Here is a 21,768-nt window from a genome sequence, read left to right on the forward strand (position 1 = left end):
CTAAACCGTTAAGGCTGGCGTCACACCGTTATCAATTAACGCTGATAACAGTAGTTATAAGCCAAAGACCACTTTTTCACTCTTAAGTGACTTCTCTAAGCCAGTGGCTAATCCAATGGCTATTACTAATGTGGCCACAGACGACACGATTAATTGCATCATTGGAATTTCACGGCCCTTAATAAAGTCCATTAAGGCTTGTTGCTGGCCCGACACAGGTAGCCACTGCAATACGTCTGGAGCTATGTTGTAACTAGCGGCCATAGAAAGTGCCAAGGGGACAAATAACACCATGGTTAAGTATGATTGTGCCTCTTTGAAGGTTTTAGCCATAAACGACACATACAGTTGCAAGGTTGCAGCCATTAACGCGACGGGAATACCAACTAAGAACATTAAGCCCATAAAATCTTGAGTGATATTGACGGTAAAGCCAATTTCTTGCCACGGAACAAAAGGGTAAGCCACTTTAGATACCAGTAAAATCAAGATTAACCCCAGTAAAGCAAAACAGGTTACGGCAATGATTTTACCTATCACTAACTGGCGGGTACTCATGGGATGGCTAAGCAATAACGCTAACGAATTACGTTCGCGCTCACCAGCACTGGTGTCGATAGCGAGGTTCATACCAGAGATAAACACTGAATACATCATGGTGAAAATGGCGATACCCAAAATCATTCCACCTTTAGAGTCCGGTGTGGCTTGATCTTCAATATTTATTTTGAGTGGCTGGGTAATGCGCGGATTAATTCCACGGGCAATTAAACGTATGCTGCCCATTTCAGCGCTATATGTTTGCAGCTGACGTTCAAGTCGACGAATCGACTTTTGTAGCTTCTCATCTGAATTATCAGCAATCAATAATACTTCTGCCGGTTTGGCTTTAGCCATGTTAGCGGCATAATCATCGCTAATGGTTAAGATGATTTTTTTAGCTTGTTCATCTTCACCATGGTTTATGCCGTTATTACTTAAGTAGCGCACTAAATCTGGCGCCTTGTCGGCATTGTGGATGTTGATGTTTAAATCTTCAGGGCTAGATAACTGGCCAATTAACACCATAAACATGGCGCACATGATCAACGGTGTACCGATGGCATAGTAAAGACCAGCCATTACCGATCGTTTGTCGCGTGCGGCGTCGACGAGTTCTTTACGCACCATTGCGAGTATCATTTTCATTATGCTGCAATCCCTTCGTCTGTTCCGATAAGTTCGATAAATGCATCTTCAAGCGAGTCTTTACCTGTTTGCTGACACAGTTCATCTGGGCTACCAATGGCAACAACTTTGCCGTTAGCCATTACGATGACGCGATCACACAAGGCGGCGACTTCTTGCATTACATGGCTTGAAAACAGCACGCAATGACCTTCAGCTTTGAGTTGCAATAAAATATCGCGCAGTAAGCGAGTGCTCATGACATCGAGTCCGCGAGTGGGCTCATCTAAAATGATGTTACTTGGCTTGTGCACTATGGCTTGTGCTAAGGCCGTTTTCATTCGTTGGCCTTGGGAAAAACCTTTGCAACGACGGTCGCTAATGTCTTCAAGCTTCAATTGTGCAATCACATCGGCGGTGGCTTGCCTGGCTTGTTTACGCGACATGCCACTGAGCTCGGCAAAGAAGCTAATGTATTCACGCGGCGTAAGGCGCTCATACAAACCAAAAGGGTCGGGGAATAAACCTAGCTGCTTTTTAGCGCCAATAGGATCGATAGCGACATCAATATCATTGACGGTAGCGGTTCCTGAGTCAGGCTTAAGTAAGCCAAATAAGGTGCGTAAACAGGTGGTTTTACCGGCACCATTTGGGCCAAGTAATCCAGTGATTTGACCATTTTCAGCGCTAAAACTTAAATCATCTAACGCCTGCACATCGCCAATCTTTTTGGTTAAGTTTGCAACAGTAATCATGATTATTCCTTATCTGCAGCAGTATTCGCTGGCGCTGTTGTTTCTATGTCTGTCGGCGTTTTGACAACTGGCAATGCTTCTACAGTATTCGCGTTGAGGTAAAAACTGCGACGAACATCTTTTTGCAAACATTCGCCATTGATGTCTTTTACCGAGCCTTGTTCAACTAACTGGGCGACTAGGTCATTGCCACAGCTTTGTCCTGCTACACCATGGGTAGCATAAGGCGCAATAAAATGTTTTGAATGGGTGAGTTTCTCTTGCGCTAGCGCGCCCCAGTTAGGTGGCGTAGCCGGGTCTAGCTCGCCAGATAATAGTAGGGTCGGTATGTCACTGTGGATTGGTTCGCTGAAATTCTCACTCTCAGATGGCATTGGCCAAGCTTGGCAAGTTTTTTCTAGCCCCTCTAGCATGTTGCCACTGATGTAGGAGTCTTTAGCATCTTTGCGCATTTGTGAAGTAATGCGATGAATGTCTTCGCCGCACACCACAGAGGCATGCATACCGATAGCAATACCTGTACTGTCAGCAGTTAAGGTGTAAATACCTAATATGGGTTGATAATTACCTTGTGCAGCTTGGTGAATCGCATGAGGGATCAGTGCGCGTATGTTTGGCATGTACATCGCCATGCGGATTGCGCCGCTAAACTTACCGCGTGTGAGTAAAAAGTCACTGAGTTCGTCGGTAAGCGGATCACGTACTTGCTGACTAATGGGGGCTTTCGCGAGTAGCATATCGACTTTATTGAACTCGTCAGCTAATTCAGGAAATTGCTGTTGGCAAGCAGGAGTACTTTTACAGTCGCGCCATAATACATTTAAGCCACGTTCTATTGAGCTACCAATGGCGACAACACTTTGTTGCATGGGCACCACGCCATCTAATGTCACTGTCAATAGTGCTTCTGGATAGTGGCGCATATAAAGCTGTGCCATGCGTGTACCATAAGAAATGCCGTATAAATGCAGTTTTTGATAGCCTAAAAATTTGCGTACCGCTTCAAAGTCTTTTAATGCTGAGTTGCTACCGTATTGTGTGATGTCGGCATCAATGTCGGCGAGGCATTTTTCGGTCATGGCAATCACATCGATATCGTCATCATTCATGCTGAGTAATTCAGTGGTGTCATCGTCACAAGATAGAATATTCGATTGGCCCGTGCCGCGTTGATCGATGAGTAAAATGTCGCGTTGCTGACGAACCTTTGACAACATACGATTAAAACCAGCTGCATTTTCAATCGCTGATTGGCCAGGACCACCTGCGATGGCCAGTAAGGCTTCACCAGGATGAGTGTTTTTAATCGCTGGTAAAATAGCAAAATGAATGTCGATTCTCTTGCCATCAGTGAGCTTAGGATTTTCTAACACGCTGATTTTACCGCATTGAAGCTGCTCGTCTAAACCGTCTAAGTAACAAGCACTGGTTTTAGCAGCCGCTGCAAGATTAACCTCTGGTGTGTCGGCATAGCTATAATTGGCGAGTAAAATACTTATAGCAGCAATAAACCAGCGGCTCGTAAGCGTTAGCGAATGGCATAAACCAGGGCGGTTAATTCGCTCTGCTAAGGCTGTATTGACAAACTTCCTGTTGATCATCGGAACGTTTCCTTTTTGCATTTCATGACGATTATGATACCTTAGCATCTAGTGTATGAGTGTATCAATGTATTAATACAGTTCCTAAAGGCTAATGTTAGAATTATTAAATGTCAACCCCAGCAGTGGTGAACCCATTTATCGACAGTTACACGATCAAATCGTGCGCTTAATTGTTGGCGGACAATTGCATCCTGAAGATGTGCTACCTTCGGTACGTCAACTTGCTGAGCATTTAGCCGTAAACCCAATGACAGTGTCGCGGGCTATGCAGCAACTTGTCGACCAAGGTTGGGTTGAACGTCGTCGTGGCCAGCCATCACGTGTGGCAGCAAGAACGTCAGCCAATAGTGCTTCTGGTAGTAGTTTACTGGCACCGCAATTATCTGAGTTAGTTGAGCAAGCGCGCCAGTTAGGAGTCGATTATGACCAATTACAGCGTTTGCTGGCGCAATATTGGGATAAAGAATAGCAGCAACACAGTTCATTCATTTTATCGTTAAGGATATTATCTAGGAAGTCGACAATGGAATCCGAACAACAACCCATTTTACGTTTTAATCATGTGAGCAAAACTTTTGCTGTCAAAGATAAATTGGCAGCAGGACATACAGTATTATCTGATCTATCGATAACACTTTATCCTGGGATGGTGGTCGGATTATTAGGCCAAAATGGTGCCGGTAAGTCGACACTAATGCGCTGTGCGTTAGGTATTATTGATATTGATCAAGGGGATATTTTAACCTTAGGCGAAACGCCTGCCGCGTTATCTATTCAGGCAAAAGAACGTATTGGTTATGTACCACAGCAGCCTTTTGGTTATGAAGGTTTTACCATTGATAAAGCATTAGAATTGCATCGAAGCTTCTACCCAAGCTGGGATATGACACTTGAGCAAGATTGGTTAGAGCGGTTCGATTTAGATGTCACCCAAGCGGTGCAAAAACTCTCGGTTGGGCAGCGTCAATCATTGGCCTTGATCATGGCCATGGCGTACCGCCCAAGTTTGTTATTACTCGATGAGCCCGTCGCCAGCCTTGACCCTATCGCCAGACGCAAGTTTATGAGCGACTTATTTGATCTCGCGCTTGATTCGGGTTCTGCTGTATTATTTTCATCGCATATCACCTCTGACTTAGAACGCGTTGCCAGTCATGTTGCCCTGATTAAAAAAGGTCAACTAGTGCTGTTTAAAGAGATTGATGCCCTGCGAGAAGAGGTTAAATTACTCAGCATAAATGACGGTACCACCTTACCATCAAGCTACAAAATTTTGAGTCAAAGCGGGCTAAATATGCTGGTGGACACGCAAGGCGACTCGGCCGTCATCACGGGAGTGCAGAGTGCCAAGGCCGTTAATTTAGAACAGTTATTTATGGAGCTGCATCGATGAGTTTGCAGCAGTTTAACCGTGGCAATAGCTTATGGCGTAAACCTTATCGTGGCATGCTGCGTTTATGGTTATATGACTTAGGCAGTGTCAGTTTTATTGCCACTGCAGGATTAGGCTTAGTGTTAGGACTGTTGTGCTTTATCAGCGGTAAAACTGAAGTTGTTAGCCTGGTTTTTTCAATGGCTACTGTATCTACTGCAGCAGCAATCGCGTGGCAGCTAAATCGGTTATCAGCAACCGAGTTGACCGGTCTAATACCTGGTTATCAACAGCATGTACTCATACAAGCAGCGAGCATCGCGGCGGGCATGTTATTGATACAGCTATTAATCTGTATTAGTTTTTCTGCTTATGATGTCATCCCCAAATTACTCCTCGCCATTGTGGTCGGTTTACTGTTTGTGTGGGCTTGTTTATGGCGCAGTAACAGTTTTCATTTATCATTTTTGTTATTCATAGCGGTACCCTTATTAGATCGATTAGTACTCACCATACCGACGTGGATAATGCTGATTATTGTTGCGATACTGTCTTATCATGTTATTGACTTGTGTCGGCGCTTACGCTGGAACAGAGAATCGCGTGTGGTGTACCTCAACGCCGTGCAAATGGGCTGGATGTGGTTGCCAAGCATAAAAGGTTTTACTTGGATTACCCGCTTTGAACGTTTTTTCCACCCGATGAATTTTTTCATTGGTCCTGTGCTGGCGGTAATGATGTTGTGCTTGCCAATTATCGCTCTTGGATTGATGTTGTTATCGTGGTTGTTTGAGATTAATTTGCCAACATTATTTTTATTGGCACAATTTTCGGTGCTCAGTTGCTCCATCGTTCATTGGAGTCGAATTCAACGTTGGCGCGCGGCAGAAACCTTGTTTTTACTACCTTGTTATAGTGGCCTGAACGGATTGCGTGATGCATTTTATCGAAGCCAATATCGTTTTATTGTGGTTTTGGTGATGATGATCAGTGCGCTAGGGCTAGTAAAATGGCTTATTGAGCCACAAATAACTCTGCCGTTTGTGGCTCATTTAGGATTAAGTACCTTTTGGGGCAGTGCCATTATGCTCGGTGCTGGCTCGGCTTGTCGTAACAGCTATCAAGCGACTGCGGCAATGCTGATTGTATTGATACACTCCATTCTGGTGTCACTGAGCTTTGCCGCCTTAAGGGACGGCGACAGCTTGACGATGTGGCTGCTTATTGATATTCCGCTAGTGGTCATCGGTATACTTGCACTAGTGTGGGGTAAGAGTCAGTTATGGAAAAATGGCATTAGTGCAGCTTAACAGCAGGTCTAATTTTAGTCCGAACGTGACGTTAAGCTCAAAAATAGAGCAAAAGCTCTTATGGTTTGTGGCCGCTTAATGTAGAATGCGAAAAGCGGAACACCTGTAAGCTAAAAAGGCCACAGCCATATGTCATTAGATCAATACCACGTAGTCCAACTTCTGCAGCAACAAGGTCAGTCACTAGGTCATAATATCGCCCTTGAAGGCTTTGATATGCCGGCCCCTTGGCACACTGTCTCTTGGAGTGCATTCAATACAATCACCGACTCAGTCGCACAGTTGTTAATTGAATTTGGCTTACAAGTACAAGACAAGGTGGTTATTTTAGCCCAAAACTGCCCACAGTGGACTTGTGCTGATATTGGCGCCCTAAAAGCGCGCAATGTGGTCGTGCCTGTGTATCCCACCAGTACTATCGATCAAGCGGTGTTTATTGTTAATGATGCTCAAGCTAAATTAATTTTTGCCGGTAACCAACAGCAATACGACATGGCATGTACCATTGCTACTCAAGCAGACTGCGTAGAGCATATTGTGGTGTTTGATGCGAATGTGACCCTGAATGCCGATAATCATGTGTACTTCGATCAGGTATTAGCGGCGCAATTTAATCCGCTGATTAACGCAGAACTCAATACCAGGCTTTCCAATAGCAACCTAGATGACTTATTAACGCTGATTTATACCTCTGGCACCACAGGTAACCCTAAAGGTGTGATGCTGGACTACCGTAATTTTGCCTCAATGATCAATCAACATGACAGTAAGTTACCTTTTACAGCGGGTGATGTGTCGTTGGCATTTTTACCTCTGAGCCATGTATTTGAACGCGGTTGGAGCATGTATGTATTGTGTCGCGGCGGCCATAATGTCTATCTAAACGACACGAATCGAATTAAAGAAGCCCTCGTTGCGGTAAAACCTCATACCTTATGTGTTGTGCCGCGATTTTTAGAGAAAATATACAGCGCAGTACACGATAAAGTCGGCCAAGCCTCTAAACCAAGGCAAGCTCTGTTTGCCTGGGCGATGAGAGTAGGCAAACGTCAATTTGACGTTAGCCAAGGCCGTGCTGCAGGAAGTTTGTGGTTAAGTGCACAGTGGCAGCTGGCTAACAAGCTGGTTTACAGTAAGCTACAGCAAGTGCTGGGTGGCAGGTTAAAGTTTATGCCTGTTGGCGGTGCAGCTCTCGATGTGAATGTGGGCAGCTTTTTTCACAGCATTGATGTGCCGGTATTGTGTGGTTATGGCATGACAGAGACCAGCGCCACAGTAACTTGTAACACCTTAGATAATCGCGTATCGGGATCGAACGGCAAGCCACTCGATGCCATGCAAATTAAGCTAGGCAAAGACGATGAAATCTTAGTGCGTGGCGACACCGTGATGCGCGGTTATTACAATCGCCCACAAGATACAGCTGAAGCCTTTGAAGATGGTTGGTTAAAAACCGGTGATGCAGGGCGTATTGATGAGCAAGGTAACTTATATATTACCGATCGTATTAAAGAATTAATGAAAACCTCGAACGGTAAATACATAGCACCGCAGCGAGTTGAAGGTAAGGTGGCTTGTTGTCCGTTTATCGAACAAGTCGCCATTGTTGCCGATGCGCGTAATTATGTATCTGCCCTCATTGTGCCAGCATTTGAAGCATTAAATACTTGGGCTAAAGCCCAAGGTATTCATGTTGAAAACCCAATTGAGTTATTACGTCACTCACAAGTGGTGGCTCATTTCGAGCAGCGATTAATTGAGTTGCAGCATGAGCTAGCTGGGTTTGAAAAAATCAAAAAATTCACTTTATTACATGAAGCATTTTCAATGGAGTCTGGACTCATTACGCCAACATTAAAGCTGCGTCGTAAAATGATTTACAGCAAATATCATAGTGAAATTAATGCCATGTACGGGCAGTAATTAATTATCAATAATAATCCTAAAGGACGCACTAGCGTCCTTTTTTGTAATACTTAGTGATAATTGCCAGTATTTTCAGTAGAGGTACAATACTCTATTTTAAAATTAGGCAACATAGAGGGAACTATGGAAATTATCACGGTAAATGGAAAGCCTGTTTTTAGATCTAGCACTCAGTCGTTTTATGACAATCAATTTAGCCAGAAAGTGTTGGCTAGTGGTATTTTTGCAGAGATGAGTGGTACATGATCAACAATTCGCAGAGTGAAGATGTTTCTGTTGGGATATTTCCGCCCTTGTTGTCATTTATAACCTTTTTAATTGCTTCTGTGTTGATGACTATATCATTTGGAGTAGCGGCATCTGTTACATTGAATTTTTATTTTGACCCTTCAGCAGAAGTGATTTTAGGTGTGCTAGCCGTTTTATCGATCAGTTTTTGCTTGGTGAATTACCAAGTAATTCTAGGTTCATTTTTTGCCGTTAAAGTGCTGAGAGTTGCTCAATATTCTCTTTTGGTTTTGCTGGTTCCTGTTGTGATAATAGAAGATTTTTCCGTTGGAGTATTCCTTGTTAAATTGGTTTCAGCTGTTATCGCGATTAGCTCAATATTTATTTTAGACAGCAAACAATATCAAATTTTTGTTCAACATCGATTAAATAGCGTTGAATATTATAAATCTGTGTAAGCGGAGATTGCTGCAAAAAAGCAATTAAACCGTTAAGTCACCCATAAATACTTAAAGCACTGGATGGCTGAATTTTCGTGGAAAATATCGCACTATTTATAGAATTGTCGCCTGTTAATCTAATCTTTAAATCTGTGTTATCTGATCGATACTTGTGTTCAAGTATTTAGTCATTGTCGCTATCATGTGTATCACGATTATTGATTGGAGCCGCTAAGCTATCCAACAGAGGCAGACTATCAATTCCATCCGAGTATTTTCCGGTAGTAACCAGCATCGTCAGCACGTTTATCTTATAAATCAAAAGGGTGATGCTAATGGGTCACTGTGAAGATCTAGTCGATTAATGAATAGACAAAATGAACAGAAAAGTGATGACGATATTGTCGGATTATTTCCACCTATGAAGTCCATAGCGGCTTTTTTAGCTGCGACACTATTCATGATGCTTTCCATCGCACTGTTAAATCTGCTCATTTTAGATTTTTATTTTGGTATAGTTGATATAGGAAGCGAGCTTCTGTTCTTATATCTATCGGCATTAGTAATTATTTTCAGTGGCTTCAATTATGCAGTTGTTAGAGGATCTTTCTTCGCTGTAAAAGTCTTAAAATGGTATTTCTGTATTTTATTTATTATATTTTTGCCAACAGTGTTTTTAATCGCAGAGCAGGCAACATTTATTTATGCATATCTGTTAGCTGTTGTTTTTTTGCTCATGTCACTTTACTTGTTACAAAGTAAATACTATCAAGTATTTGTTCAGTATCAATTTGATGCCTTAGAAGATATCAAAGAGGTTCGTGCTGAAATAGCGGCTGAAGTTGCTGCAGACAAAGCTAAATATTAAAAGGTTTTTTATTTTATTAGAGTGGCTTATAACTCAGTTAATATGGCAAATTCACGAACGATAATAAGGATAGTGAAGCTACAACTTTGGTTAAGTAAGCGTAGCTAATTTGCCGCTTAGCAACCCGAAAACATAGTGATTTGATTCCTTTATCGCCGGGAGATTTTTGTAATGGCAGATGAATACTATTTCAGATTTCTCCTCGCACTCCCCCCATAAAAAACCTACGTGATAATAACTTTTTTGATGACCTCGAGTGAGATGTGTCGTTAGAATGGGCTAATGACATTTGTTCAACGAACAAAACGTCAATGGACTCAAAATAATAATAAAGGATTCTTTGTGACAGACACTCAATTTAGCATGACTCTCAAACCGCGCTTTTGTGAAACCGACGCATTAGGACACATTAACAACACGGTTATTCCTGTGTGGTTTGAAGCGGCTCGTGAGCCCATTTTTGAAATCGTAAATCCAGGCCAAGATTTAACTAAGTGGAACATGATCATTGCTGGTTTTACCGTCGCCTTTACCGCACCAACATATTATGGCGCAGAAGTTGTGGTTAAAACGCATATTAGCCGTTTAGGCAATAGCAGCTTCGATATATTACAAAGCTGTTGGCAGCAAGGTAAAAAAACCGCTGAAGCGACCACTACTATGGTGCATTATAATTACCAAACTGAAAAAAGTGAGCCACTCGCTGAGTGTGTCCGTCAGCAATTGGCAGCGTTAACGGGTCCGGTTTAAGGTGTTAATGAGCCATAATAGCTTTAGGTAACATAAGGGCTTAACGTATAAATTTGACCACATAGCTGCAGCTGGTATTGATGTTAAAATTTTCCGTTTTAGCCCACGCCAGCCCAGTACGAACTAATTTTTCGGCAATACCTTGGCCGCGTAATGCGGGTGGGACAAAGGTGCGCTGAAAATCGATACTTTGACCATCTAAGTGGTATTCGAGCACGGCTTCAGCCCCTTGAGTGACGACCACAAAACGATGTCGATCGACTTGATGTTGCACTGTTACAGCTTCTTGGTTGCTCATGGCTTGTCCTCTATTGTTATTGATTGCTGCATTGTTTAAGCAAGATTAATGTCGTTATGCATGCGGTTACAAAAGATCGTTATTCATGCAGCTTCAATGCGGCAAGTAATTCTGGGGTTAATTTGGCTTTTTGGTTCGTTTTGAAGTTAAACATCACCACTTTTGCCCAGCCGATAGTCGTAACAGCTTGCTGTGCTTTACTGAACACTGTGTAATGCATCACAAAGCGGTCTTGAGTGATGTCACTTATTTTTACGCCAACAATGATAGCGTCAGGAAAGGTCAGTGGGCGCTTAAAGCGAGCATTGGTTTCGCTCAATACTGGACCTACTCCAGTGATTTTTATATCGCTTAGTAGGTTAATTTGATTAAAGAAATCGAGACGCGCGGTTTCAAAGTACTTAAAATATACTGAGTTATTAACGTGTTGTAGAGCATCCATTTCACCCCATGCTACTTGAATGTCTGTGCTGATAGAATGTTGAGCTAAAAAGTCATTCATGGCGGTTCTCTGTTGTGGATTAATAAATTAAACGCTTGTTTAAATTCAACTGTTAATCTAACAGTCTGGACGATGAACAACAAGGGACAGTGGCTATTACAGTAAGTATATCCAGTGAACTTATAAGGATTTCACCTTGCGAAAAGAGACTTATCTAACAACATCGAGTTTATGGATATCGTCATGTTGGGCAGTGTTTACTGCACGGTTTGCTAAGCTGCAAACTCAACTGAGTGCGCCGCAAAAGCTCTACCTCGTCGCGATAGTGTTGTTGTTTTGTACTGACTCCGTTGTGTGGGTGGCGATTATCAGCGTCATGGCGATGTCGATTGAGTTCTGGCATTTATTTGAACGCATGTGGCACAGTTTGGCTGGTAAAGCGGTGTTGTTATTGTTCTACGCCATCGTAGCTAATTTTGCCTTGGCAAGCTCAAGTTCAGTGGTTAACGATGTTGTTGGTGTGGCTGCTAGTAGTTTTAATTATACTCATAACTTTGCCATATTATTGTATATCCCAGCATGGAGTGTGGTGATGAGCTGTATAGTATTGTTAGTACTGCAGCTTATTTTCCCGCTGATGTTTGCCGTGTCTTTTTTACTCCGTCCTTTTGGTGTAACCAATTTTCGCTTGATTAGTCATCAACATTTTCATCGTACTACTTTTTGGGTGCGGGTGATTTTAGCTGCTGTTGTGCTGTATCACCTTGCCATGCTGATGGATCTGGGTGGGCAGATTGAGAAAGCCTTAGATGATCCACAAGTTGTGCAATTAGTTGAAGCCAAAACAGAAGATGAAATAATCGCAGATGATGGCACCCCTTTAGTTGTAAAACAACAAGGTGAGCAGCAAGAGGTTGCAGAGTCTCCGTTGATTAAAAGTGCTGATGAATTGGTGCATGATCAAGAACGTGACGTGATCGATGAGATTGCGAAGCGGCCATATAACCATTTACGCAGCCAGTATTTTACCAGTGTGCGCAAAGCCATTGCCTTGTTTGCTTTTCAGTTAGAGGCTAATGCTAAATCGCGCTGCCAAAAGCTGCCACTGTCGCATGTAGTTGAACTTAATGATTATGAAATACTTGAGATAACGCCAGATATCAATGCTGTGTATGGTTATCATTTTGAAGTTAAAAAATGCATCTCACCGGCATTTCCTAGCAGCTAATAAGTAGCACATATAAAAAAACGACCCAAGAGGCCGTTTTTTATATGTGCTGCTAAAGTCTTAATCGAAGGTTAGCTCACTAAAGCTAGTTACTTTTTTACACTTAGCTTGACGTTGATCGGCAAAACGGAGCATTTGGCAAGTCGTCATCCCCGCCGCTTCTGCAGCAACAAGTTCTTCTGCTACGTCTGACACAAATAAGATCTGCTTTGGCTTCAAGCTGATGGTATTGCAAATATTGCAGTAGGCTTGTTTGTCTAACTTATTGCCTGTTCGGGTATCAAAGTGACCATTGAACGAACCGGTTAAATCGCCTGCTTCGGTGTGGCTGAATAACAGTTTTTGTGCTTCGACAGAGCCAGAAGAGAAGCTGTAAATACGAATGCCTTTCTCTTTAATGCGCTCAATGCTCTCGATAAAGTCTGGATAAATATGGCCAGTAAACTCAACGCGGTTATAACCCTGTTTCCAGATTAATCCCTGCAGGGTTTTCAGTGGCGTAAGTTTGCGATCTTCGTCGATCCATTGCTGTAAAATCTCGATGACTCGTTCAAGTGACGCATCGGGTTCTAGGGCGATATCTTTAACATCGCTAATACAATAATCAACGACTACGTTATGTTGGTTTTGCTCAAGAAAATCAGCCATAGCCTTTCTTGAGTAAGGAAATAACACATCCTGAATAAAGTTAAGATCGGTAGTGGTACCGGCGGTATCAACGATAATAGCTCTAATGCTCATAAGACTTGTTACTCCAAAACAATAATTAACTTAATGATGATCCTATGCTTTATTGGGGATTAAGGCTAGTGCTATTCATCACTTTGCCCCTGTATTCGCTGATTTTGAGTGCAAGGTGTGAGCTAAGTTTAGATAACGCTAAATTGCCTTGAGTGATGCGGTCTGGTAGCTTCAGGGATAACTTTATGCTCGAGTTTTACAAGGAAGGCACCATGCTTACAACAGGGACAAAACGTTATTTCAAATGGCCGCTCATTTGGATTAACCGTATAACGAGATACACGCTATTACTGAGTTTTTTCTCCATAGGCGCGGTGTCTGCCACTGAGGTATTGCCGCAACTTAACACTGAAACCCTGAGTGTCAGTTCCACTCTATTTAGTGACCCAGCTGACTTTGTGGTGACCTTGCCAAACGGTTATACCAAGCAAACCGATAAGCGTTATGTGGTGTTATTTGACTTACACCCACGTAGCCATTTGTATTTGTCGGGAATGCACGATTGGATGAGCCATAATGGCGGATGGCCGTGGTTAGAGACTATCATTGTCACCGCGCCAGATGGTCATCAAGGGCTAGGTAAGTTGAAAAAGCAGGCCATTGAACAGCGAGGCGACCAAGCTTTACTGGATTTTTTTGAGCAAGACTTATTGCCAGCGATAGATAAACGTTATCGCACCAATGGCTTTCGTATTTTTAATGGTTTTACTGGCAATGCGGGTTTAGTGCTATATAGCCTCATCAATCGTCCTAGTCTGTTTAATGCGTATATTGCTGCCAGTCCGGTACTTTCTAAAGAGTTTGCTTATGTGTTGAGCGATGCGCCCAAAAAGCTGCAAAGCATGAAAAACCAGGCGCGATTTTTATTCGTGAGCACCAGCGACAGCGACTTTGAGCAAAGGCAGCTCGACTCGTTTGCGACGCTTGAAAATATTATTCAGACCCATGCCAATAGCAAATTGAATTATCAAATAAAGCGCTTTGATGGCAGCTATTATATGACTCAACCTATTTTGGCGACGGCATTGGGTATTGAGATGATATTTAATGATGTGCATACCGTATTAGCGGCAGACTCTGAGGTGTCACAACAAGGAACTAAGGCCATTCTAGCCTATTACAAGCACCTTTCAGATGACGTTTATGGCTTTGATGTACCTGCGATTGATTCACTGCTAGCGTTGGCTGATAGTTTATCTCCGGAGCAAGCCATTAGTGTGTATCAAGACACGATTAACGCTTACCCAAAAGCTGACTCCGCTTATCATTCGTTAGCCAGTGTTTATGCAGCAGCAGGTGACATTGACCAAGCAATCGCTTTTGAAAAACAAGCGCTCGCCAATACTGATCATCCGTTTTATCAAAGTAAATACACTCAGCAATTAGCTGAATATCAAGCGCAGTAAAATTAACTCTGGTGAGTTTATTACAGTAAAATAAGGGGCGATATTTCGCCCCGTATTTTTGATTGCGTTATTGTTTATGCTGCAGTTTCAAGCCACTGATTGATTTTCTGCTCCATTAAATCCAACGGTAATGCACCATTTTCTAAAAGACGATCATGAAACACTTTAATATCGAACTTATCACCTAAAACTTGTTTGGCTTTTTCGCGAAGTTCGATAATTTTTAGCTCACCTAGTTTATAACCCAGTGCTTGCCCCGGCCATACTGTGTAGCGTTCAATCTCAGCTGTCGCTTCAGATTGATGAATACCTTCAGTCGCTACCGCGTAATCAATGGCTTTTTCACGGCTCCAGCCTTTGGCGTGCATGCCCGTATCAACCACTAAACGTACTGCACGATGTAGCTCAGATTGTAAGCGACCAATATTATCAATTGGGTCATTAGCATAAATACCCATTTCGGCAGCTAAGCGTTCAGCGTACAAGGCCCAGCCTTCACCAGCCGCATTGGAGTAAAATACGGTACTCAACAGGGGCAATTCATCAGACAAGCCAATAATGGTTTGTAAATGATGACCTGGATTGGTTTCGTGGTAGGTCAAGGTTTGTAATGAATAAGATGGCAGTGATGCTGTATCATACAAGCTGATCCAGAACGTGCCTTTGCGTGAACCATCTTGCGATGGGGCATCATAAAATGCACCGCTAGTTGAAGCTGCACGACTATCTGGTACCGCTTCAATGGCCACATCTTGGTCAGGTAAACGGCCAAACCAGTCTGGTAATTTGGCATCAACTAAGGCTAAGTCGGCATCAATATCGGCCATTAGTTGTTGCTTACCTTCTGGCGTATTTGGGTAAAGATATTGTGGGTCGTTGAGCAATACTTGCATGCGCTCACCTACAGTACCGTCAACATAACCCACCTCTTTAAGTAGTCCGTCCATTTCCAGAGTAATCCGTGCCACTTCGGCCAAACCGAGTTGATGAATGTCATCGGCGGTTTTAGTTGAGTTACCTAAATGTTGGATAAGTGTCTGATATAGCTTAGCCCCTTGAGGCAAACGACCAATGCCAGCTTCATGGGTTGCTTTTGGACGCACGGCTTCTAACGCATTGATTAGTTGGCGAGTTGCGGCATAGTATTTAGTTTCAACCAGTTCAGCGGCAGAGCTGATTAACGCATCACTACCCGCAACCTTTGCAGTATTAAGTTTAGCGCCAAAACTGGTGACTAAAGGATGCATGTTAGCCGGGCTGCTGATTTGTGCCTGTAACCCTCGTAAGGTGTTATCAATAACAAAATCGGGTGGAATGACGCCTATATCGGCATCATGGTTAAGCTTATCGACAAGCGTGCCCATTGCTGCAGGGTACATGCTTAAACGGTTTAAATAGGCGTTCGCTTCATCGGTATTGGTTACGGCAAATTTGTCTTCCATATAACCCGGAAATTCAATTTGTAAACCCGATAGGTGGTTGACGGAGTAGGGTAAAAACCACACACCATATTCGCCTAATACCGTACCATAATTCACTGTTTGAGCCGGCAGCAATGCGCCTTTTACTTCCGATTTTATCGCGCTCAAGCTTATTTTCTCTGAATCGCTAAGGCTTGAGGCATCAATACTGTTCAGTTGACTCAGTATTGCCTTAAGGCCTTTTCGACGGTGAGTTTCACCAGATGGGCTGTAGTCGGTGAGTTTAGACATCACTTTGGCATTGATACTGGCATCGCTTACGCCATAGTAAGTGGCAATTTCTGGTCTAAGTAGAAAGTAATCTCTCGTGATCGACTCTACTTGTTGTTTAAGGCTTAGCTTGGTCGCTGAGTTACCTGTTTGGTCGCTGGCTGTTTTTGAGTTGTTATTAGCTGTACTGTGATCAGAGCAAGCGGTGGCAAGCAGACTTATAATAATGGCAGGGATAATTTTTTTCATTGATTACTCATTACGTTAATAGTGGCATTCAAGTACGAATATGAGCATATCCTAACAGTTATGAGGCTTAAGCTGTTGCAGTTTTATGTGCGACCTATTGAAAAATAACGCTGTCAGTTTGACGATGAGGTATAAATATGGTCTAACATTATTGAACATTGACATGAAATGGAGAAGGATATGTTAGGTGAAAGCCATGCGTTATTAGTTGATTTTCCTGAGTATCAAGACAAGATTTTGATGTTAACCGCCACTGATACTGAGTTTGCAGAAGATGCAAAGCAGTACCATAATTTAGATACTGAAATTCGTAAGCTGGAGTTACGCAACTCTCCAACAAGTGATGACTTTATGCATCAAGCCAAGCTTGACCGAACCGTGCTCAAAGACAAGCTTTACCTGCAGTTTACGCAAGCTTAATTCGTTTATTCGGCATTTTTGGCTATGTCACCATTTAGGTTGTGATGACATGGTCAATTCTTGCTGCCATACCAGACAATTAAATTTGGCATAAAATTGCTGGTTATTGTTCGATTCTTATCATGTTAGGTTGCCATTCTGTACCGTTGTAGCGGCGTTAAAACGCCATAGTAGTCGATTGAACTCACTTATAGAGACATTGATAGAATTGAGTTGTATTGCTTAAAACCTGAGGTTTGTTCTTCTCGGGAAGAGCTTGGACGACTATTGGCTGATGTTTTTTTAGAAATTCCTAGTACAGGTGCGCCTTATGATAAGTCACATGCGTTGAGTCGTATTCTAGATGAAGTATTGCCTATTTTTACTCAACAAGATTATCAAATTCGAATACTGGTAGAAGGCTTGGCTCAGTTAATCTATAAAGCAACGATTAAAGGGCCAAATGATCTAGCAGTGTCTTATTTTGTACCTTGTTCGACTTGGAAGTTGAGTGGTCAAACTTGGCAAATGTTATTTCATCAAGGCACTTCATGTGAACCTTTTGACGTTTTCAGTAACAATGTGCAGTAGCTAAGTTGAGTTAGCTACTGTTTTAGAACCTTTCAAATATGATCTTACCTTCGGACAACCATGAGGTTAAATCGAAGTAACTAGAATCGCAGGTGCAGATGAGTCAGCGAGTATCCAAAACAGGGATGTTTTGGCTAAGCCCACACGGATGTGCTTGCGGCGTCTCGCTTAATCATCTGCACTGAGCCTGCGGCTGGCAATTAGTCACAGTGAAGTGACGATTCAAGTTAAGCCAAGCCAGTACCAAGTCGTTTAGGCGCAGTAACTTACTACGCTAAACGGCGTCCCAAATCATTTACTCTTGTACAAATACCTGATGGCCGTTGACCCAGGTGGCGATGACGTTGTTTTGCCAAATCTGTTGTGGGTCAATTTTAAAATAATCATCTTCGACTAAGATAAAGTCAGCTTTTTTACCGGGTTCTAATGAACCTAATAATTGTTCTTGGTGGCCCGCGTAGGCGGCGTCGATGGTGAAGCTTTTGAGTGCTTCGATGCGTGATAGTTTTTCGCTAGAGAGCCAGCCGTCGAGTGGCTGGTTAACATGATCTTGGCGGGTAACTGATGCATGTAATCCAAAAAATGGGTTAGGTGACTCGATGGGAAAGTCTGAACCGTTGGCGATAACGGCATTGGCGTTTAACAGTTTTCGCCATGCATAAGCGCCGGCTAGACGGGCTTTACCTAAACGATTTTCGGCCATGTTTTTATCGCTGGTGGCGTGGGTTGCTTGAATTGAGGCGATAACCCCAAGTTGGGCAAAGCGCGGTATATCGGCTAAATCGAGAATTTGTGCATGTTCAATGCGGTGGCGTAATGCTTTAGAGTCTGTGGCTGCAATCGCGGTTTGGTATTTATCGAGTACGACTTGATTGGCATTATCGCCAATGGCGTGGGTGTTGACCTGAAATCCCGCTTTCATCGACTGTAAAATTAGTTTGCCTAATTGCTCGTCTGAGTAAAGCATTAAGCCTTTATGGCCAGGTTGATCTGAGTATTCTTTGATTAACGCAGCGCCGCGACTGCCCAGTGCGCCATCGGCTGATATTTTAACGCTGTCGACTTTAAACATATCGTCAGCCGTGGTGATGAATCCTTGTTTTAATATGGTGTCAAAGCGTGGGTCTTCTACCGACAGCATGCCATTGACTCGAATGCTCATGGCTTTTTTATCGGCTAATTGCTGATAGGCTTTGATGTTAGCAATGCTAATCCCTGCATCGTGAACGCTGGTGAGTCCGTAAGAGGCAAGGCTGTTCATCGCTAGCGTTAAAGTGGATTCAAGTTGCTGCTGGTTAAGGTCTGGAATGATGTTAAACACTAAGTTCATTGCATTGTCGATAAGTACGCCAGTTGGATTACCTTGCTCATCTTTAACAATTTCCCCGCCTTCTGGCGCGACTGTGTTGGCGGAAATACCGGCTAGGGCTAGGGCTTTGCTATTCACCCAAATAGCATGGCCATCTACCCGACCAAATGACACTGGGTTAGCGCTAAAGGCTTTATCTAGGCTTTCTTTGCTGGGAAATTGCTTACTGTCCCATAATTCTTGGTTCCAACCGCGACCCATCAGCCAGCCATCGGTGGGATTTTTTTTACTGAATGCTTGAGCTCGCGCAACTGCATCTTGCTCGCTACTGGTATTGGTCAAATCAGCAGTGAGTAGGCTCAAGCCGTAATTCAGTACATGACCATGGGCGTCGATTAATCCAGGCAGTAGCGTTTTACCTTGTCCATCAATTAAGGTGATATCAGTCGCCGTGGGTAAGGTTTGATTTTGGCTAAATAACTGATCAATTTTATCATCGGTAAATTGAATCGCATTAAAGGTTTGCAGTTTGCCGTCAACGAGAGTGTAGCCATTAACGTGATGCACCAGTGTGGTTTGCGCCATGCTGTTAGCGCTAAAACCTGCAAAACCCAATGCTATCGATAGCGCTAAATACCCTTTTTTCATCTTGTTATCCCTTGTCATGCGACCATTTAATCAGCACCCATTAAATGTTAATTAATCGTTAATGGCAAGAGGCGTAATGGGGTGATGGGATGTCGATTAGCGTTTTATGTGTTTAACTCCTTTGTCTAAGGATTTGTAAATCAGCTTAACGGCCAATTCTGATGAGAAGTTAAGCTGTTGTCATGGCGGATGACTAAATCACAGTAACTGACTGGTTACTGCACGATTAATGCGGTAGGGCAATTACCTGACCTTTTTTGACCACGGTTTTGCACGGATTAACCCCGTATGCGTAAGCCAATTGTGCTGGTGTGGTGATGTCCCACAAACAAAAATCGGCTTGTTTACCGATGCTAATACTGCCGACATTATTATCGATACCCAGCGCTTTTGCAGCATTAATGGTCACACCTTGTAAGGCTTCTTCTGGGGTTAATCTAAATAGCGTACAGGCCATATTGAGCATTAATAAGGTTGAGCAAATAGGCGATGACCCCGGATTAAAATCGCTGGCAATCACCATAGGTACCTTGTATTGGCGCAGTAATTCAATTGGCGGTAATTGGGTTTCGCGTAAAAAGTAAAATGCCCCTGGTAACAAGGTTGCGCAGGTACCGCTTTCACTAATGGCTTTAACGCCAGCTTCGTCTAAAAACTCAATATGATCGACTGATTTAGCCCCAAGCTTGGCGGCTAAGGCGCTACCGCCCATGTTGGTTAATTGCTCGGCATGCAGTTTTATCTGTAATCCTGCTTGTTTCGCTGCGGTTAATACTCGCTCCGTTTGCTCAATACTAAAGGCGATATTTTCACAAAAGACATCCACAGCATCAGCAAGGTTTTCAGCGATTACCGCGGGGAGCATGTCATTGATGACGAGGTCGATATACGCATCGGCATTATCTTTATATTCTGGCGGGATAGCATGGGCGCCTAAAAAGGTGGTGCAGACGTCAATATGATGATGCTCGCCGAGTTCACGCGCTACGCGAAGTAATTTAAGTTCGGTTTCGGTGTTTAAGCCATAGCCTGATTTAATTTCAACTGTGGTGACGCCTTCTCTGGCTAGGGCGTTTAAGCGTTGTCGGCCCAGTTCAAAGAGTTCGGCTTCATCGGCATCACGACACGCATTAACCGTTGAGATAATACCGCCACCTGCGCGAGCGATTTCGGCGTAAGTCGCACCTTGTAAACGCTGTTCAAATTCGTGGGCACGATTACCGGCAAAGACTAAGTGGGTGTGTGCATCAATGAGCCCCGGCGTGATCCAGCCGCCTTTGCCTCTGTAAACAGGTGTTGCCAGTACATCAAACTCAGGTAGTTCACTGCGCGGGCCAACCCAAGCAATTTTACCGTCTTTTACTGCAATGGCCGCTTGAGGTATTACGCCGTAAGCCCCTTGGATATTGGTATCCATGGTGGCCACGTTTACATCAATCCACACTTGATCCCACGACATAACATCCCCTCAAAATCGGTTTATAACTGTTTGCTAAACAATACTTGTTTTAGCTTGTATATACAAGGTAGGATGAATGATGTGTTTTTAAACAGCAATGGCATTATTGTCTAAAAAACCTGAGAGCTGCTTATATGGTCCAAGCAAAGTTTGCCCAAATAAAACAATTCATTTTGAGCCGTATTGAAACGGGCGAATGGCAAGAAAACGATCGAGTGCCGTCTGAAAATCAGTTAACTGAATTGTTTGCCTGTAGCCGCATGACAGCAAGGCGGGCGTTAACTGAGCTGGTGGACTCGGGCGTGTTAGAGCGCACTCAAGGGGTAGGCACGTTTGTGGCGGGATTAAAGTCGCAATCGTCACTGTTGGCTATTCGTAATATTGCCGACGAGATAAAAGATCGCGGCCATGGCTATAGCGTTCAACAGCTGGAACTAAAACAAATAGATGCCTCAACAGCGGTGGCGAATGCGTTAGGACTTGAAGTCGGCAACCCAGTATTTTATTCAGTATTAGTGCATTGCGAGCAAGGCTTACCACTGCAAGTTGAAGAGCGTTATGTGAACCCACTACTTGTACCTGATTACCTACAACAAGATTTTAACTTACATACACCCCATGAATATTTATCGGCGGTGGCGCCACTGACAGAGGCTAAACATACCGTTGAAGCCATTATGGCTAATGAGCTGTTGCAGCAACGTTTAGCTATTACGGCGAGTGAACCCTGTTTACAAATTTTACGTCGCACTTGGTCACGCCAAGGTGTGGTCAGTTTTGCTCGCTTAGTTCACCCGGGCAGCAAGTTTAAACTGGGTGGTCATTTAACGTTTGCGCGTTAAATAGTGATATCGAAAATGAAAACCTTAAGACATTAATCATAAACA

General features: G+C 43.3%; 21 protein-coding genes. 12 read left to right on the forward strand and 9 right to left on the reverse strand.

The features are described from left to right. Positions 1-54 precede the first annotated feature (54 nt). The 3 genes from H5123_RS12745 to H5123_RS12755 are packed head-to-tail and all read right to left on the reverse strand — an operon-like array spanning position 55 to position 3,523. Positions 55-1,188: an ABC transporter permease gene (locus H5123_RS12745; protein WP_182698195.1), complete on the reverse strand. Its 1,134-nt coding sequence runs from the start codon at positions 1,186-1,188 to the stop codon at positions 55-57. Then, the gene (locus tag H5123_RS12750; RefSeq protein ID WP_182698196.1) at positions 1,188-1,922 is read right to left on the reverse strand and encodes an ATP-binding cassette domain-containing protein; all 735 of its coding nucleotides are present in this window, start codon (positions 1,920-1,922) and stop codon (positions 1,188-1,190) included. The genes H5123_RS12745 and H5123_RS12750 overlap by 1 nt, the downstream gene beginning before the upstream one ends. A gap of 2 nt (positions 1,923-1,924) precedes the next feature. After that, entirely contained in the window at positions 1,925-3,523 is a 1,599-nt protein-coding gene (locus H5123_RS12755; RefSeq protein WP_182698197.1) for an alpha/beta hydrolase, read from the reverse strand. A 94-nt stretch (positions 3,524-3,617) separates the two neighbouring features. On the opposite strand from H5123_RS12755, the gene H5123_RS12760 reads away from it, so the two are divergent. The 7 genes from H5123_RS12760 (at position 3,618) to H5123_RS12790 (ending at position 10,420) form a co-directional block, all read left to right on the forward strand. After that, positions 3,618-3,995, forward strand: coding sequence for a GntR family transcriptional regulator (locus H5123_RS12760; RefSeq protein WP_124016658.1), 378 nt, complete (start codon positions 3,618-3,620; stop codon positions 3,993-3,995). Between the two features lie 54 nt (positions 3,996-4,049). Then, complete coding sequence (locus H5123_RS12765; protein ID WP_182698198.1) at positions 4,050-4,919, forward strand: ABC transporter ATP-binding protein; 870 nt, start codon at positions 4,050-4,052, stop codon at positions 4,917-4,919. Continuing rightward, a complete protein-coding gene (locus H5123_RS12770) occupies positions 4,916-6,208 on the forward strand; it encodes an ABC transporter permease (protein ID WP_182698199.1) in 1,293 nt (430 codons plus the stop codon). The genes H5123_RS12765 and H5123_RS12770 overlap by 4 nt, the downstream gene beginning before the upstream one ends. A gap of 129 nt (positions 6,209-6,337) precedes the next feature. Further along, positions 6,338-8,131 carry a long-chain fatty acid--CoA ligase gene (locus H5123_RS12775; RefSeq protein ID WP_182698200.1) on the forward strand — a complete coding sequence of 598 codons (1,794 nt, stop codon included), beginning with the start codon at positions 6,338-6,340 and terminating at the stop codon, positions 8,129-8,131. Positions 8,132-8,376: 245 nt separating this feature from the next. Then, positions 8,377-8,820, forward strand: a complete 444-nt coding sequence (locus H5123_RS12780) for a hypothetical protein (RefSeq protein WP_182698201.1) — start codon at positions 8,377-8,379, stop codon at positions 8,818-8,820. Between the two features lie 346 nt (positions 8,821-9,166). Beyond that, positions 9,167-9,670, forward strand: a complete 504-nt coding sequence (locus H5123_RS12785; protein WP_182698202.1) for a hypothetical protein — start codon at positions 9,167-9,169, stop codon at positions 9,668-9,670. 363 nt (positions 9,671-10,033) lie between these two features. Next, entirely contained in the window at positions 10,034-10,420 is a 387-nt protein-coding gene (locus H5123_RS12790) for an acyl-CoA thioesterase (protein WP_371698145.1), read from the forward strand. A 40-nt stretch (positions 10,421-10,460) separates the two neighbouring features. Here the strand turns inward: H5123_RS12790 and H5123_RS12795 are convergent, their stop codons facing one another. Together H5123_RS12795 and H5123_RS12800 are read right to left on the reverse strand one after the other, a co-directional pair. Then, entirely contained in the window at positions 10,461-10,718 is a 258-nt protein-coding gene (locus H5123_RS12795) for a GNAT family N-acetyltransferase (RefSeq protein WP_124016665.1), read from the reverse strand. A 79-nt stretch (positions 10,719-10,797) separates the two neighbouring features. Then, on the reverse strand, positions 10,798-11,220 hold the full coding sequence (locus tag H5123_RS12800; RefSeq protein WP_182698204.1) for a thioesterase family protein: 423 nt from the start codon (positions 11,218-11,220) through the stop codon (positions 10,798-10,800). A gap of 136 nt (positions 11,221-11,356) precedes the next feature. Here H5123_RS12800 and H5123_RS12805 point away from each other — a divergent pair, with 136 nt between their 5' ends. Then, positions 11,357-12,388 (forward strand): hypothetical protein, encoded by a 1,032-nt coding sequence (locus H5123_RS12805; protein WP_182698205.1) that lies wholly within the window; start codon positions 11,357-11,359, stop codon positions 12,386-12,388. Between the two features lie 60 nt (positions 12,389-12,448). Here the strand turns inward: H5123_RS12805 and mtnC are convergent, their stop codons facing one another. Beyond that, the gene (gene mtnC / locus H5123_RS12810; RefSeq protein WP_182698206.1) at positions 12,449-13,129 is read right to left on the reverse strand and encodes an acireductone synthase; all 681 of its coding nucleotides are present in this window, start codon (positions 13,127-13,129) and stop codon (positions 12,449-12,451) included. 185 nt (positions 13,130-13,314) lie between these two features. Here mtnC and H5123_RS12815 point away from each other — a divergent pair, with 185 nt between their 5' ends. Continuing rightward, positions 13,315-14,535: an alpha/beta hydrolase-fold protein gene (locus tag H5123_RS12815; RefSeq protein WP_259395661.1), complete on the forward strand. Its 1,221-nt coding sequence runs from the start codon at positions 13,315-13,317 to the stop codon at positions 14,533-14,535. A 74-nt stretch (positions 14,536-14,609) separates the two neighbouring features. On the opposite strand, the gene H5123_RS12820 is transcribed toward H5123_RS12815, so the two are convergent. Further along, positions 14,610-16,475, reverse strand: a complete 1,866-nt coding sequence (locus tag H5123_RS12820; protein WP_182698207.1) for a DUF885 family protein — start codon at positions 16,473-16,475, stop codon at positions 14,610-14,612. Positions 16,476-16,655: 180 nt separating this feature from the next. Between H5123_RS12820 and H5123_RS12825 the strand changes: the two genes are divergently transcribed. Together H5123_RS12825 and H5123_RS12830 are read left to right on the forward strand one after the other, a co-directional pair. Further along, complete coding sequence (locus H5123_RS12825) at positions 16,656-16,895, forward strand: YdcH family protein (protein WP_182698208.1); 240 nt, start codon at positions 16,656-16,658, stop codon at positions 16,893-16,895. Between the two features lie 213 nt (positions 16,896-17,108). After that, the gene (locus H5123_RS12830) at positions 17,109-17,465 is read left to right on the forward strand and encodes a DUF4440 domain-containing protein (protein ID WP_259395662.1); all 357 of its coding nucleotides are present in this window, start codon (positions 17,109-17,111) and stop codon (positions 17,463-17,465) included. Between the two features lie 295 nt (positions 17,466-17,760). Here the strand turns inward: H5123_RS12830 and H5123_RS12835 are convergent, their stop codons facing one another. Both H5123_RS12835 and hutI read right to left on the reverse strand, forming a co-directional pair. Next, complete coding sequence (locus tag H5123_RS12835; protein ID WP_182698210.1) at positions 17,761-19,422, reverse strand: amidohydrolase; 1,662 nt, start codon at positions 19,420-19,422, stop codon at positions 17,761-17,763. 226 nt (positions 19,423-19,648) lie between these two features. Continuing rightward, the gene (hutI, locus tag H5123_RS12840; RefSeq protein WP_182698211.1) at positions 19,649-20,881 is read right to left on the reverse strand and encodes an imidazolonepropionase; all 1,233 of its coding nucleotides are present in this window, start codon (positions 20,879-20,881) and stop codon (positions 19,649-19,651) included. A 134-nt stretch (positions 20,882-21,015) separates the two neighbouring features. Between hutI and hutC the strand changes: the two genes are divergently transcribed. Continuing rightward, a complete protein-coding gene (gene hutC, locus H5123_RS12845; RefSeq protein ID WP_182698212.1) occupies positions 21,016-21,723 on the forward strand; it encodes a histidine utilization repressor in 708 nt (235 codons plus the stop codon). The last annotated feature ends 45 nt before the right edge of the window (positions 21,724-21,768 follow it).

The organism is Shewanella sp. SR43-4 (assembly GCF_014163845.1).
Classification (GTDB): domain Bacteria; phylum Pseudomonadota; class Gammaproteobacteria; order Enterobacterales; family Shewanellaceae; genus Shewanella; species Shewanella vesiculosa.

What these genes read in the sequence shown, in the direction of transcription:
- H5123_RS12745 (WP_182698195.1), bottom strand. Translation starts at nt 1,188, where the DNA reads ATGAAAATGATACTCGCAATGGTGCGTAAAGAACTCGTCGACGCCGCA.
- H5123_RS12750 (WP_182698196.1), bottom strand. Translation starts at nt 1,922, where the DNA reads ATGATTACTGTTGCAAACTTAACCAAAAAGATTGGCGATGTGCAGGCG.
- H5123_RS12755 (WP_182698197.1), bottom strand. Translation starts at nt 3,523, where the DNA reads ATGATCAACAGGAAGTTTGTCAATACAGCCTTAGCAGAGCGAATTAAC.
- H5123_RS12760 (WP_124016658.1), top strand. Translation starts at nt 3,618, where the DNA reads ATGTTAGAATTATTAAATGTCAACCCCAGCAGTGGTGAACCCATTTAT.
- H5123_RS12765 (WP_182698198.1), top strand. Translation starts at nt 4,050, where the DNA reads ATGGAATCCGAACAACAACCCATTTTACGTTTTAATCATGTGAGCAAA.
- H5123_RS12770 (WP_182698199.1), top strand. Translation starts at nt 4,916, where the DNA reads ATGAGTTTGCAGCAGTTTAACCGTGGCAATAGCTTATGGCGTAAACCT.
- H5123_RS12775 (WP_182698200.1), top strand. Translation starts at nt 6,338, where the DNA reads ATGTCATTAGATCAATACCACGTAGTCCAACTTCTGCAGCAACAAGGT.
- H5123_RS12780 (WP_182698201.1), top strand. Translation starts at nt 8,377, where the DNA reads ATGATCAACAATTCGCAGAGTGAAGATGTTTCTGTTGGGATATTTCCG.
- H5123_RS12785 (WP_182698202.1), top strand. Translation starts at nt 9,167, where the DNA reads ATGAATAGACAAAATGAACAGAAAAGTGATGACGATATTGTCGGATTA.
- H5123_RS12790 (WP_371698145.1), top strand. Translation starts at nt 10,034, where the DNA reads ATGACTCTCAAACCGCGCTTTTGTGAAACCGACGCATTAGGACACATT.
- H5123_RS12795 (WP_124016665.1), bottom strand. Translation starts at nt 10,718, where the DNA reads ATGAGCAACCAAGAAGCTGTAACAGTGCAACATCAAGTCGATCGACAT.
- H5123_RS12800 (WP_182698204.1), bottom strand. Translation starts at nt 11,220, where the DNA reads ATGAATGACTTTTTAGCTCAACATTCTATCAGCACAGACATTCAAGTA.
- mtnC (WP_182698206.1), bottom strand. Translation starts at nt 13,129, where the DNA reads ATGAGCATTAGAGCTATTATCGTTGATACCGCCGGTACCACTACCGAT.
- H5123_RS12815 (WP_259395661.1), top strand. Translation starts at nt 13,315, where the DNA reads ATGCTCGAGTTTTACAAGGAAGGCACCATGCTTACAACAGGGACAAAA.
- H5123_RS12820 (WP_182698207.1), bottom strand. Translation starts at nt 16,475, where the DNA reads ATGAAAAAAATTATCCCTGCCATTATTATAAGTCTGCTTGCCACCGCT.
- H5123_RS12825 (WP_182698208.1), top strand. Translation starts at nt 16,656, where the DNA reads ATGTTAGGTGAAAGCCATGCGTTATTAGTTGATTTTCCTGAGTATCAA.
- H5123_RS12835 (WP_182698210.1), bottom strand. Translation starts at nt 19,422, where the DNA reads ATGAAAAAAGGGTATTTAGCGCTATCGATAGCATTGGGTTTTGCAGGT.
- hutI (WP_182698211.1), bottom strand. Translation starts at nt 20,881, where the DNA reads ATGTCGTGGGATCAAGTGTGGATTGATGTAAACGTGGCCACCATGGAT.
- hutC (WP_182698212.1), top strand. Translation starts at nt 21,016, where the DNA reads ATGGTCCAAGCAAAGTTTGCCCAAATAAAACAATTCATTTTGAGCCGT.